The organism is Mesorhizobium sp. M0633, assembly GCF_040320645.1.
Taxonomy (GTDB): Bacteria; Pseudomonadota; Alphaproteobacteria; order Rhizobiales; family Rhizobiaceae; genus Mesorhizobium.
Window position 1 is genome coordinate 1 of the sequence record NZ_JAMYQC010000065.1, and the last position, 12,050, is coordinate 12,050.

At 61.6% G+C, this 12,050-nt stretch carries 11 protein-coding genes, 1 pseudogene and 1 riboswitch; of the genes and pseudogenes, 8 read left to right on the forward strand and 4 right to left on the reverse strand.

The features are described from left to right. Together groEL and groES are read right to left on the reverse strand one after the other, a co-directional pair. Nucleotides 1-790, reverse strand: a 790-nt coding sequence (groEL, locus tag NKI47_RS33655) for a chaperonin GroEL (protein WP_352595876.1), incomplete at its 3' end; no start/stop codon positions are given. Nucleotides 791-852: 62 nt separating this feature from the next. Beyond that, complete coding sequence (gene groES / locus NKI47_RS33660; RefSeq protein WP_006203049.1) at nucleotides 853-1,149, reverse strand: co-chaperone GroES; 297 nt, start codon at nucleotides 1,147-1,149, stop codon at nucleotides 853-855. A gap of 217 nt (nucleotides 1,150-1,366) precedes the next feature. Here groES and NKI47_RS33665 point away from each other — a divergent pair, with 217 nt between their 5' ends. Then, nucleotides 1,367-2,302, forward strand: a complete 936-nt coding sequence (locus NKI47_RS33665) for a bifunctional helix-turn-helix transcriptional regulator/GNAT family N-acetyltransferase (RefSeq protein ID WP_352595879.1) — start codon at nucleotides 1,367-1,369, stop codon at nucleotides 2,300-2,302. A gap of 40 nt (nucleotides 2,303-2,342) precedes the next feature. Here the strand turns inward: NKI47_RS33665 and NKI47_RS33670 are convergent, their stop codons facing one another. After that, nucleotides 2,343-3,731 carry an FAD-binding oxidoreductase gene (locus NKI47_RS33670; protein WP_352595881.1) on the reverse strand — a complete coding sequence of 463 codons (1,389 nt, stop codon included), beginning with the start codon at nucleotides 3,729-3,731 and terminating at the stop codon, nucleotides 2,343-2,345. Nucleotides 3,732-3,871: 140 nt separating this feature from the next. Here NKI47_RS33670 and NKI47_RS33675 point away from each other — a divergent pair, with 140 nt between their 5' ends. Next, a complete protein-coding gene (locus NKI47_RS33675; protein ID WP_352517858.1) occupies nucleotides 3,872-4,780 on the forward strand; it encodes a LysR substrate-binding domain-containing protein in 909 nt (302 codons plus the stop codon). A 79-nt stretch (nucleotides 4,781-4,859) separates the two neighbouring features. On the opposite strand, the pseudogene NKI47_RS33680 reads toward NKI47_RS33675, so the two are convergent. Then, nucleotides 4,860-4,977: pseudogene (locus tag NKI47_RS33680) on the reverse strand (AraC family transcriptional regulator); the annotation flags it as partial. Nucleotides 4,978-5,112: 135 nt separating this feature from the next. Further along, nucleotides 5,113-5,316, forward strand: a riboswitch (cobalamin riboswitch). Between the two features lie 92 nt (nucleotides 5,317-5,408). Between NKI47_RS33680 and NKI47_RS33685 the strand changes: the two are divergent. From NKI47_RS33685 to NKI47_RS33710, 6 genes are all read left to right on the forward strand, one after another. Continuing rightward, nucleotides 5,409-6,227 (forward strand): ABC transporter ATP-binding protein, encoded by an 819-nt coding sequence (locus NKI47_RS33685; protein ID WP_502898121.1) that lies wholly within the window; start codon nucleotides 5,409-5,411, stop codon nucleotides 6,225-6,227. 18 nt (nucleotides 6,228-6,245) lie between these two features. Then, a complete protein-coding gene (locus NKI47_RS33690) occupies nucleotides 6,246-7,160 on the forward strand; it encodes an ABC transporter substrate-binding protein (protein WP_352595890.1) in 915 nt (304 codons plus the stop codon). A 29-nt stretch (nucleotides 7,161-7,189) separates the two neighbouring features. Next, the gene (locus NKI47_RS33695; RefSeq protein ID WP_352595887.1) at nucleotides 7,190-8,191 is read left to right on the forward strand and encodes a FecCD family ABC transporter permease; all 1,002 of its coding nucleotides are present in this window, start codon (nucleotides 7,190-7,192) and stop codon (nucleotides 8,189-8,191) included. A gap of 81 nt (nucleotides 8,192-8,272) precedes the next feature. Further along, complete coding sequence (locus NKI47_RS33700; protein WP_352517870.1) at nucleotides 8,273-8,752, forward strand: MarR family winged helix-turn-helix transcriptional regulator; 480 nt, start codon at nucleotides 8,273-8,275, stop codon at nucleotides 8,750-8,752. Continuing rightward, entirely contained in the window at nucleotides 8,749-9,927 is a 1,179-nt protein-coding gene (locus NKI47_RS33705; protein ID WP_352517859.1) for an HlyD family secretion protein, read from the forward strand. The genes NKI47_RS33700 and NKI47_RS33705 overlap by 4 nt, the downstream gene beginning before the upstream one ends. 304 nt (nucleotides 9,928-10,231) lie before the next feature. Beyond that, nucleotides 10,232-11,767 carry a DHA2 family efflux MFS transporter permease subunit gene (locus tag NKI47_RS33710; protein ID WP_352579230.1) on the forward strand — a complete coding sequence of 512 codons (1,536 nt, stop codon included), beginning with the start codon at nucleotides 10,232-10,234 and terminating at the stop codon, nucleotides 11,765-11,767. The last annotated feature ends 283 nt before the right edge of the window (nucleotides 11,768-12,050 follow it).

A 12,050-nucleotide genomic window follows, 5' to 3' on the forward strand; every position in this document is an offset into this window, starting at 1 on the left:
CGACCAGCGTGGCCAGGGCCTCGCCTTCGACATCTTCCGAGATGATGACCAGCGGCTTCGAGGTCTGCACGACGGCCTCGAGGATCGGCAGCATGGCCTGCAGGTTGGAGAGCTTCTTCTCGTGGAGAAGAATGTAGGCGTCTTCCAGATCCGCAACCATCTTCTCGGCGTTGGTGACGAAGTAGGGCGAGAGATAGCCGCGGTCGAACTGCATGCCTTCAACGACTTCAAGCTCGGTCTCGGCGGTCTTTGCTTCCTCGACGGTGATGACGCCCTCATTGCCGACCTTCTGCATCGCTTCCGCGATCATCGAGCCGACCGACACGTCGCCATTGCCGGCGATGGTGCCGACCTGGGCAACCTCTTCCGAGGTCTTGATCTTCTTGGCGTTCTTGATCAGCGTCGCGACGACGTCGGCGACGGCGAGGTCGATGCCGCGCTTGAGGTCCATCGGGTTCATGCCGGCGGCAACTGACTTGTGGCCTTCCTGGACGATCGACTGTGCCAGAACGGTCGCGGTGGTGGTGCCGTCGCCGGCGATGTCGTTGGTCTTCGAAGCAACTTCGCGGACCATCTGCGCGCCCATGTTTTCGAACTTGTCCTCAAGCTCGATTTCCTTGGCGACGGTGACGCCGTCCTTGGTGATGCGCGGTGCGCCGAACGACTTGTCGATGACGACGTTGCGGCCCTTGGGGCCGAGCGTGACCTTCACCGCGTCGGCGAGGATGTTGACGCCGCGCAGCATGCGCTCACGAGCGTCGCGGGAGAATTTTACGTCTTTGGCAGCCATTTTTAGCTCCTGGCAGGGGCTTGGATTGAGCCCGAAGATTTAAACGAGGGTGAGGCCGATATTCAGCCGATGATGCCCATGATGTCGGATTCCTTCATGATCAGAAGGTCTTCGCCATTGAGCTTGACTTCGGTGCCCGACCACTTGCCGAACAGGATGCGGTCACCGGCCTTGACGTCCAGCGGAACGAGCTTGCCGGCTTCGTCGCGGGCGCCGGAACCGACGGCGATGATCTCGCCTTCCTGCGGCTTTTCCTTAGCCGTATCGGGGATGATGATCCCGCCCGCGGTCTTGGATTCGGATTCGACCCGACGAACGACCACGCGGTCATGAAGCGGGCGGAACTTCGACTTTGCCATTTTTTATTCCTCGATGAGAATGGTGAGAACAGTTCCTCCGTCCGGCGGCGCCGGACATGTGGTTAGCACTCATCTTGGGGGAGTGCTAACGTGGCGCTGAAATAGGCTGGCAACTCGCGCGAGTCAAGGCGCCCGGTGAGCATCATCAGGACAATTGCTTCAAACGGATACTTGACTAAGTCAACTAAATCGCTGATCTTGCCGGGAGGAGGATGCCATGACCATTCATGATCACCCAGGCAAGGAGCGGATCGACGCGGTGCGGGCCTTCAACCGCTTCTACACCCGCCAGATCGGGCTGCTCGACGAAGGGCTGCTGAAAAGCACCTTCTCGCTGACCGAGGCGCGGGTGCTCTATGAGCTGGCGCATCGCGATGGCCTGACCGCCACCGACCTTGCGCGCGATCTCGGCCTCGATGCCGGTTATCTCAGCCGGCTGCTGAAGAAGTTCGAGGAGCGTAATCTGGTCGAGCGCGCCACGATCGGGGCGGATGCGCGGCGCTCGTCGATCGCGCTGACCAAGGCCGGGCGGCAGGCCTTCGCGCCGCTGAACCAGGGTTCGCACGACCAGGTCGCGGCTTTGCTCGAACGGCTTTCGGTTGCCGAACAGGACAGGCTGGTCAAGGCCATGCAGACGGTGCAGCGTTTGCTGGGCGGAAGCGCCGAGCCCAAAATTCCCTATATGCTGCGGCCTCTGCAAGTCGGCGACATCGGCTGGATCATTCATCGCCAGGGCCTGCTCTACGCGCAGGAATATGGCTGGGACGAAACCTATGAAGCGCTGGTCGCCGAAATCCTCGGTGCCTTCGTCAAATCCTTCGATCCGAAATGGGAACGCAGCTGGATCGCCGAGCGGGAAGGGGAGGTCGTCGGCTCGGTCTTCGTCGTGCGCCAGTCGGACGCGGTGGCGAAGTTGCGTCTGCTCTATGTCGAGCCGTCGGCGCGCGGCCTCGGCATCGGCAAGCGGCTGGTCGAGGAATGTGTCGGCTTTTGCCGCGCCAGGGGTTACAGGACACTGACGCTGTGGACCAACGGCGTGCTCGCCGCCGCTCGCCACATCTATGAGGCTGCGGGCTTTAAATTGACCAACGAGGAGCGCCACCATTCCTTCGGCAAGGATCTGGTCGGCCAGAACTGGAATTTGGAGCTGTAGCAGCGCCGCAGAATTTCGAGCATCGGCCTGGGGCGGTCGCTCAGGTCGCAGGCTTGATGTTTTGGTTCAAGCGAAAGAAATTGGTGGGATCATACTTGTTCTTTAGTGCGGCCAACCTCGGATAATTCTCGCCGTAAGCCGCCAGAACCCGATCAGTGCCCTCTTCGCCGAGATTATTCGCGTAGACGCCGCCGGTCGAGAACGGTCTCATTGCATCCCACAGGTCGCGCGCCCATCGGATGTGCGTTTCGTCGTCAGACGGATTGTCCCAGATCGATATCGGGAAGCAATCGTAAAGTGCATCTCTGTTGGCGTAGGGCGTTCCGTCCATCGGTACTCGCGAGATGGCGCCGCCAACCTGCTGCAGGACTAGAAGCGATTCGCTGGGTGCAGTCATGTAAGCCGCAAGCATGGTATCGATCGCCTGATCTGTGATTTCGCGCATGAACTGCGCCTTCCAGTAGTAGCGCCGCCCGCGCGGAAAGAGGCTGTCCCCGGCCGATTGGATTTGAAGATAGGGGACAGGAGCAATCCGGCGCTCAACTGGCGTGCCATACTCTCTCAGAGGTTGAATGATTTGCTGGCCTTCGTCGAGTGGGCCGATGTAGCACGCCGATATGCTGAAGAGGCGTTCGCCCGAGGGCGCCGTCACAAGTGCTGCATCCAGGCTCAGTTCATCCGGGGCGCCGCTCGAGAACGCACGATAGAACCGCATCGCTTCGCGTGCCTCTTCGTAGCGGTATAGCATCGATCCCGCGATGAGGAGCGGACCCACGGGATGGAGCTTGTATTCGAAGGTGGTGACTATTCCGAAATTGCCGCCGCCGCCCCGAATGCCCCAGAACAAATCTGCATTTTCGGCCGCGTTTGCCGTGAGCAACCGGCCGTTCGCTGTCACGATTTCGACAGCGACAAGGTTGTCGCAGCTCAGTCCATGTTTGCGGCCAAGCTTGCCGAACCCGCCGCCGAGTGTCAGTCCGGCTATGCCGGTATCCGCGTTGACACCCATGGTCGTCGCAAGACCATGGACCTGTGTGGCTGCGTCGAACTCGCCCAGGTTCAGGCCGGCCTCTGCGCGCGCAACACGGCGGATCGGGTCGACTTCGATCCGCTTCATGCGTGACACATCGATCACCAAGCCGCCGTCGCATACCGAACTGCCGGCGACGTTATGACCACCGCCGCGGACGGCGACGAGGAAGCCTTGCGATCGGGCGAAGTTGACGGCCGTGACGACATCGCTGGATTCGGCGCAATAGAAAACAGCCGCCGGCCTCTTATCGACCATGCCATTCCAAACTCTGCGCGCCTGGTCATAGCCAGGGTCGTCCGGAAGGATCAGATCGCCGCTAATCGCCTGCCTGAGCCGGGCGATATCTGGCGCCTGCAACGTCGGCTCGGAACCGTCTATAAGCTTGAACATGCTCATCGAGGGATACCCTTCGTGATTCAGCACGGTTGGACAGGCCGCTGTCGTTCACCGGATCACAATGATCTCATGCGGCGCCATTCGCTGCAAAATCGAATATCTCAGTCGCTGGATGAGCTAAATTCATCTAAACTGCCTGGATGAGAAAACTTCCGCCGCTCGGGTCGCTTCGCGCCTTCGAAGCCGCTGCCAGGCTGATGAGCTTCAGGAAGGCCGCGACGGAACTCGGCGTGACGCCAACGGCCATCAGCCACCAGATTCGATTGCTGGAGGAGGTCTGTGGGCAACTGCTGTTCCGGCGGCGCCCACGACCGCTCGTGCTCACAGGCGTGGGCGAACGGCTATTCCCGGTAATTTGCAGCGGCTTCGACGCTTTCGCTGCGGCAATAGCATCAGCCTCGGCCGGAGTTGGCCAACGCCCGTTGCGCGTGACGAGCCCAAATGCATTTGCCAGCCGATGGCTGGTTCCGCGCCTGTCGAAGTGGCGCGAACAGCATCCGAACATTCCACTGGAGATCATCGGGACAGACGCCGTTCTGGACCTGCGAGCCGGTGACGCCGACGTCGCGATCCGCTATGCGCGCAGGATGCCGCGGGATGTTCCCGCGCAGGAAATTTTTCGGGACGCATTCTTTCCGGTATGCAGCCCGGAGTTGTTCGCAGGAGGCGACCGACAGATCGAGCGCGCCGCCGATCTGCTGCAATACCCGCTCATCCATTTCAATTGGACGAACCGCGACCCGGAAGCGCCGACTTGGCAACGATGGCTGGCGATCGCACGCTCGATCGATCCCAGCATCCCCAATGCCAACCAGGCATGGGACCTAAGCTTCCGCGAAGAGCTGCACGCGATTGACGCGGTAGCGGCAGGCCAAGGTATCGCTATCTGCAGCGATGTGGTCGTCAGTGGCGAACTCGAGGCTGGCAGGCTAGTCAAGGCACATGATCTCTGTCTGCCAGGCTATGGCTTTTACCTTGCCTGCGTAGCCAATCACCCCCGACAAGCGCATATCGAAGCGTTTTCCGCCTGGATGAGATCGATAGTCTGAGCATCTGAACGCCGATCTTCTGCATGCTCGTCACAAGCGGTAGCAGCGCTTCCTGCGCTTCGGGGTCGCCTGCCGCGCCTCACACTTTGACCGGTATCCAAATTTCCAGCCTTGCCGCTACAGGGATCGAATTCCGGCGCATCGGCGACCTCGCGCCCAGATGCCGGCAGCCATTTGTCCCAAATCGTGTTGGGGGTTGACAGAAGCAGACAACGTCCTCTAGGTACGTAATGTTATTACATTACGAGGTATGCATGACTCCTTCTGACAAGACCCTTGCTCCAGCGGCTGTCCGAACTCCGAAAATTTATTGCGCTGTGAGTGGCGGAAAATTAGGGTGGCTGAGTGATGGTCCCCGAGTCGAAAGGCAAGGGGTGAAAAGGGAACACGGTGAGGTCTTCGGATCGAGGCCGTGGCTGCCCCCGCAACTGTAAGCGGTTAGCAAGATCCGAAGTGCCACTGGCCGGCAAGGCTGGGAAGGCAGGATGGCGCAAAGACCCGCGAGCCAGGAGACCTGCCATCAGCATGAGTTGACCGGACGGGGTGTGCCGGGAGGAGACGTGGACATCGGTCTTGTCGGCCGGTCCGTCCAGCTTCCTTCCGTCGCCATTGAGAAAGTGACGGTAAGTTGGACGCCTCCCAGCCTCTTCTTGAAGCGCGCGAACTGAGTGCGACGGCAAATGGCCAGCGCCTGGTTAGTGCGGTGAGCCTTTCGCTAGCGGCGGGCGACCGCCTCGCCATCATCGGCCCTAACGGCGCCGGCAAGACGACGCTGCTGCGCATGCTCTGCGGTACGCTGCGGCCAAGCGCGGGAGATGTGAGATTCTCCGGACGCCGGCTGGAGAGATTTTCGGCCGCCGAGCGGGCGCTGCACATGGCGGTCGTCGGCCAGACCGATCAGCCCGACCCGCGGCTTGCCGTGATCGACTATGTCGAGCTTGGGCGCGTCCCCCATGCGGGCATGCGACGAAGGAGCGAGCAACGCGACATCGTCATCGAAGCGCTTCGCAGAACCGGCCTGATGCCGCTGCTCGGCCGCACAATCGGCTCGCTATCCGGTGGCGAGCGGCAACGCGCCCAGCTGGCGCGCGCCATCGCCCAGGAGCCCAAAATCCTGTTCCTCGATGAACCGACCAATCATCTCGATCCGCGCGCCCGCAGCGACCTTCTCGAACTCGTATCGCAGTTTGGCATGACCGTGGTGGCGGTGCTTCATGATCTGTCGCTGGTCACGCCATTTGCCACCAGGGTCGCGGTGATGAACGAGGCCCGCCTGCAGGCACTCGCCGGTCCGCACGAGGCGCTGACCAAGCAATTGATCCGCGAGACTTTCGGCGTCGACGTGCTTCGGCTGCGCCATCCCACCGAGGACCGCGAACTTACGATCTTCGACGTTCCTAACCGTGCCTCTTCCCATCCTGATCTGACCAAGGAGCAACATTCGTGAAACGCCTTTGCCTCCCTACTGCTTGCCCAGGCGGCCTTCGCTTTTCCCGTGACCGTTGACAGCTGCGGCACGCCGCTGACGTTCGAAGCCGCGCCGAAGCGCGCCGTTATCCAAGATCTGAACATGGCGGAGATGGCCTTCGCGCTGGGGCTGCAACCGTCGATCGTCGGCCTGACGGGCATCACCGGATGGTACAAGGTCGGTCCGGAATTCAAGGCTGAGCAGGGCGCGATCCCGGAACTCGCACCGAAATACCCGACGCTCGAAAACCTCGTCGCCGTCGAGCCCGATTTCTTCTTCGCCGGCTGGTATTACGGCATGAAGCCAGGTGGCGAGGTGACGCCCGATACGCTGGCGCCGTACGGTATCAAGACGCTGGTGCTGACGGAAAGCTGCGTCCATCTCGACCAGAACCGCCCCGCCGCCTCGATGGACCTGCTCTATGGCGACGTCGAAAAGCTGGGCAAGATTTTTGGCAAGGAAGTAGAGGCGGAAAAGCTTGTTTCGCGCTGGAAAACGCAACTCGCCGGTATCACGGCGAAGGTTGGCGACCGCAAGGGTACGCGCGTGTTTCTTTACGACTCCGGCGAAGACAGACCTTTCACATCAGGCAAGTTCGCGAACCCCAGCGCCATGATCGCTGCTGCCGGCGGCGACAACATCATGGCCGACATGGCGACGAGTTGGGGCAATACGGATTGGGAGACGGTGGCGGCCCGCAATCCGCAATTCCTTATCCTGCTCGACTACCAGGACGGCGGCGGCTACAGGAAACTGCTCGATTTCCTCAAAGCCCATCCGGCGATGAAGGAGACTGATGCGGTCAAAAATGAACGCTTCGTCGCGCTGCGCTATGCCGAACTGACACCTGGGCCTGCCAACATCGAGGCGATCGGCAAGATCGCCAGGGCGATGCACCCGGAAGCTTTCTGAGCTTGCGCCAGAGAGCGTTCGAATTGGCCATGACAGCAGGAGCAGCAGCAATTGCTGCTCTTGCTTTGTTGTCGATTGCCTATGGATCGACGGTCATCGCGCTGAGCGACGTGATTGCTGCGCTCGGACATGCGGCCGGGCTGGACGGAGACATCGTGTCCGGTCCGGCCGGCAAGATCCCGATTGCCAAGATCGTTGTCGATCTCAGGCTGCCGCGCACGATTATGGCCATCTGTGTCGGCGCCGGGCTGGGCGTCATCGGCGCGCTGCTGCAGACGGTAACGCGCAACGACCTCGCCGATCCGTTCCTGTTCGGCCTGTCGTCCGGAGCGGCGGCCGGCGCGGTTTCCGTCATCACCATTTTTGGCGACCATTTCGGCATCTGGACGTTGCCGGTCGCGGCCTTCACGGGCGGCGTATTAGCCGCCGGCATCGTGCTTTTGCTGGTTTCGCGGGTGAGGGGGCAAGGCCCCGAACGGCTGATCCTCGCCGGGCTTGCTGTCTCCTTCATGTTCACCGCCTTGACCAACTATCTCGTCTTTGCCGGAGACCAGCGCGCCGCTCACTCGGTGTTGTTCTGGACGATGGGCGGGCTCGGGCTCGCGCGTTGGGACAATATCGGGCTGGCTGCTCTGGGCGCAGGCACCATCCTTGTCTATGGACTTTGGAACCATCGTCGGCTCGACGCTTTCCTGGCCGGCGAGAATGCCGCCGAAAGCCTCGGTGTGCCGGTTGCGCGGATGCGCAGGATGACATTTCTCGTCGCCGCTTTCTCGACAGCAATCCTTGTCTCGGTAGCAGGCGTCATAGGTTTCGTTGGCCTGATGATCCCGCATTTGTCCAGGACCCTTGCCGGCCCGCTACACCTTCGCCTGATCGCAACCTGCGCTATCTTCGGAGCGGTGCTGTTGCTGGCAAGCGATCTTCTCGCGCGCACGCTGCTGCCGCCGCAGGAACTGCCGATCGGCATCATCACCAGTTCGTTCGGTGCTTTCTTCGTGGTCACGATGCTCATTCGCAATCGCTCATGATGTGACTGCCATGCACACTTGCCGGCTTCTGGCACAATCCGGCTCCTTGAATTATGAGCACGCTTATTATATATGTCGCTCATGGTTTCCGACGGCATCGACAGATTGGGCTTTTTGATCCACGACGTGCAGCGCCTGATGCGCAAGCGCTTCGAGGCGCGCGCCAGTGGTTTCGGCCTTTCTTCGGCGCAATGGCGGCTTCTGGTACGTGTCGCCAAGGAGGCGGGTGTCGCGCAGGCGCGGCTTGCCGAGCTTCTCGAAATCGAGCCGATCAGCGTCTCGCGTCTTGTCGATCGCATGGAGGAGGGCGGCTGGATCGAGCGCCGTCCCGACGCAACCGACAGGCGAGTGCGCATGATTTTCCCGACCGCCAAGGCCAACGCGGCCTACACCCACGTCAAGAGCCTTGCCGGCGAGGTTTATGAGGAATCGCTCGTTGGCGTTTCGCCGGAAGATCGCCACGTCCTGGTCAGGGCGCTGGAGACAATGGTGCAGAATCTTGCAGATGGTGAGACGCCGCCCTCGGAAAAAGTGAAGAATACGGAAGGCGCAGCAGCATGAACGCGGTAGCCAAACTAGATGAGAATGCGGCCAAGCTGGAGATGGAAGCTCCCGCGAAGCCGGCGGCAGCTCCGGTAACGGTCGCTCCGCAGATAGCTCCGGCGCCGGTGGCGCCGAAGAAGAAGCGCCGTGCCGGCCGCTTCCTTTTGATGTTTGTGCTGCCCGCTGCGTTGATCGCCGGCGGCAGCTATGTCTGGGTGACCGGCGGCCGCTATCAGGAGACCGAGAACGCCAATCTGCAGCAGGCCAAGGTGTCGATAGCCGCCGATACGGCGGGCCGCATCGTTCAGGTCGACATTTTCGACAACCAGTCTGTCAAGCAGGGCGACGTGTTGTTCGCTATCGATCCCGAGCCCTACCGGATCGCATTGGCCCAGGCCGACGCGGCGGTGGCTGGCGCACGGCTCAATGTCGAGCAGCTGCGTGCGGCCTACAGCCAGGCGCTGGCGCAGGAGAAGTCCGACGAAAGCCAGGTCCAGTACGCGCAGTCGCAATATGACCGCGCCGCCGACCTTGCCCGCAAGGGCATCAACGCCAAGTCGTCTCTGGACGAAGCCAAGAACGACCTCGACAAGGCGAAGCAGCAGCTGGCCGTGGCCCAGCAAGGGATCGCCAGCGCCAAGGCGGCACTTGGCGGCAATCCCGACATCGAGACCGACAAGCATCCAACGGTAATGGCGGCGCTCGCCGCACGCGACAAGGCGGCCTATGATCTGGTCCAGACCACGGTCAAGGCACCTGCCGACGGCATCATCAGCCAGGCCGCTTCGTTCAAGGTCGGCCAGTATGTCGGTTCGGGCACGCCGCTGTTTTCGCTGGTCGAGACCGGCGACACCTGGGTCGACGCCAATTTCAAGGAAACCCAGCTCACCAACATGAAGCCGGGCCAGAAGGCCGAAATCGTGGTCGATACCTATCCGGGCAAGACGTTCGAAGCCACCGTCAAGGCGATCGGCGCCGGCACCGGGGCCGAGTTCTCGCTGCTGCCCGCGCAGAACGCCACCGGCAACTGGGTCAAGGTCACGCAGCGCATTCCGGTCCGCCTGGAATTGGCCGATGCCGACGCCAAGACGGCGCTGCGCACCGGCATGAGCGCGACGGTCACGGTGGACACCGGCGTTTCCCGCGGGCTGCCGAGCATTTTCGGCCGCGCCACGGCAGGCGAGGCCAGGTAAAGAGGCCTGGTAGCGGCCGCATAGCAAACAGCGAGATGGATGCAGGATTGGTCCGAGGGAGGCGCAGGAAAAGTTGAATGCGTGGACGGGCTGCGCTGTAGCCTGCCTGAGCAGACAACGCCGCGCAGGATCTTCGGTCCTTAGGTTTCCGGGCGGCAGGCGCCCGCTTGTCGAGACGCTCAGTCGATGTAACCCCCACATCGATGCTCGCGTCCCACCGCGATGAGGGTCTCTCTACAGCGAGGGCCTCGCCGTCCGGAAACCTAATGTACACGTTTTTGTTACCTGCTGGAAGTTTTAGGTCATGAGCAGCCCAGAACCCTTTCGCGAAGTACCGCACCGCGGCCTGATCACAGTTGCGCTCATGCTTGCGACGATCATGCAGGCGCTCGACACGACGATCGCCAACGTTGCGCTGCCGACCATGACCGGCGATCTCGGCGCCTCCCCCGACAACATCAACTGGGTGCTGACCTCCTACATCGTTGCCGCGGCGATCATGACGCCGGTGACCGGCTGGCTTGCCGACCGCTTCGGCCGCAAGGAGCTGTTCCTGACGGCCGTGGTCGGTTTCACCGTCTTTTCAATGCTGTGCGGCATCGCCTGGAGCCTTGAGACCATCGTTTTGTTCCGGCTCATGCAAGGCGTGTTCGGCGCGGCCATCGTGCCGCTGTCGCAGACCTTCCTGCTCGACATCAACCCTAGGGAACGCCACGGCCAGGCCATGGCCATCTGGGGCGCCGGCATCATGCTGGGACCAATCCTTGGCCCGACGCTGGGTGGCTGGCTGACCGAGAATTTCAACTGGCGCTGGGTGTTCTTCATCAACCTGCCGGTCGGCATCATCGCCTTCCTTGGCATGGCCGCATATCTTCCCAGCGTCGCCCGTCGCGTGCGCAGCTTCGATTTCTTCGGCTTCACCATGCTCTCGCTCGGTGTCGGCGCGCTGCAGCTGATGCTCGATCGCGGCGGCGAGGTCGACTGGTTTTCCTCGATCGAGATATGGATCGAGCTTGGTCTTTCCATCACCGGTTTCTGGGTATTCACCATCCACACGTTGACGGCGGAGCACCCCTTTATCGACCCGAAGATATTCCTCGACCGCAATTTCGTCACCGGGCTCGCGTTCATCTTTGTCATGGGCGTGCTCATCCTGGCGAGCATGTCGCTGCTGCCGCCAATGCTGTCGACCATCTTCGGTTATCCGACCCTCACCATAGGCATCGTCTTGGGCCCGCGCGGTGTCGGCACGATGATCGCGATGCTGTTCGTCGGGCGGATCATGCACAGGATCGATGCCAGGATCCTCGTCGTCATCGGCTTCCTGCTGACCGCGCAATCGCTCTACACGATGTCGAGCTTTTCGCCGCAGATGGACAACTGGCTTATCCTCAGCTCCGGCGTCATCCAGGGCCTTGGAATGGGAATGGTGTTCGTGCCGCTGTCCACCGTGGCTTTCGCCACGCTCGACGCACGCTTCCGCACCGATGCAACGGCGCTGTTCAGCCTGGTGCGCAATCTTGGCTCGTCGATCGGCGTATCGGTGGTGACGGTTCTGCTGGTACGCAACACGCAGATCAACCACGCCGAGCTCTCGGCCTATATCAATGCGTTCAATCCCAACCTCTGGGCGGCATCGCCGGCAGCGGCGGGCGGCGATCCGACGGCGCTGTCGCTGATGGATCGCATGGTCAATATCCAGGCGATGATGATCTCCTACGTCAATGACTTCAAGCTGCTGATGATGATGACACTGCTTGCTGTCCCCTTTGTTTTCCTGCTGCGCAAGCCAAAGGCTGCGCCGCCCGCCGGTGGCGCGCCTGCCGCGCATATGGACTAAGTCTCACGGCTCCGGCACCGCGACCGGCTCACGGCTTCCGTTGCCTGTGCCGGTAGCGTCGGCGTTGAGCCAGTTTCACCTGCCATTAGTATATCCGGACCAATATGCAGTCGCTTTTGGGTTGAAGGCGAGCCTCCTTTGCTTGCCTCAAGCATCAGCGGGAGGAATTGTGTTTGGCCAGTACGCCTCCGGCGAGGGCCGCCTTGCGGGAGCATGGCCCGGTAGCGAAGCTGCGCTCTTAAGGTCGTCCTTTCGAGCGTAGTTAGCAGCACAGCATGAGCCA

Bases quoted from the DNA above. Each gene is read 5' to 3' on its own strand.
- NKI47_RS33675 (WP_352517858.1), top strand. From the start codon at position 3,872: ATGAGAAAACTTCCGCCGCTCGGGTCGCTTCGCGCCTTCGAAGCCGCT.
- NKI47_RS33670 (WP_352595881.1), bottom strand. From the start codon at position 3,731: ATGAGCATGTTCAAGCTTATAGACGGTTCCGAGCCGACGTTGCAGGCG.
- NKI47_RS33695 (WP_352595887.1), top strand. From the start codon at position 7,190: ATGACAGCAGGAGCAGCAGCAATTGCTGCTCTTGCTTTGTTGTCGATT.
- NKI47_RS33665 (WP_352595879.1), top strand. From the start codon at position 1,367: ATGACCATTCATGATCACCCAGGCAAGGAGCGGATCGACGCGGTGCGG.
- groES (WP_006203049.1), bottom strand. From the start codon at position 1,149: ATGGCAAAGTCGAAGTTCCGCCCGCTTCATGACCGCGTGGTCGTTCGT.
- NKI47_RS33710 (WP_352579230.1), top strand. From the start codon at position 10,232: ATGAGCAGCCCAGAACCCTTTCGCGAAGTACCGCACCGCGGCCTGATC.
- NKI47_RS33705 (WP_352517859.1), top strand. From the start codon at position 8,749: ATGAACGCGGTAGCCAAACTAGATGAGAATGCGGCCAAGCTGGAGATG.
- NKI47_RS33700 (WP_352517870.1), top strand. From the start codon at position 8,273: ATGGTTTCCGACGGCATCGACAGATTGGGCTTTTTGATCCACGACGTG.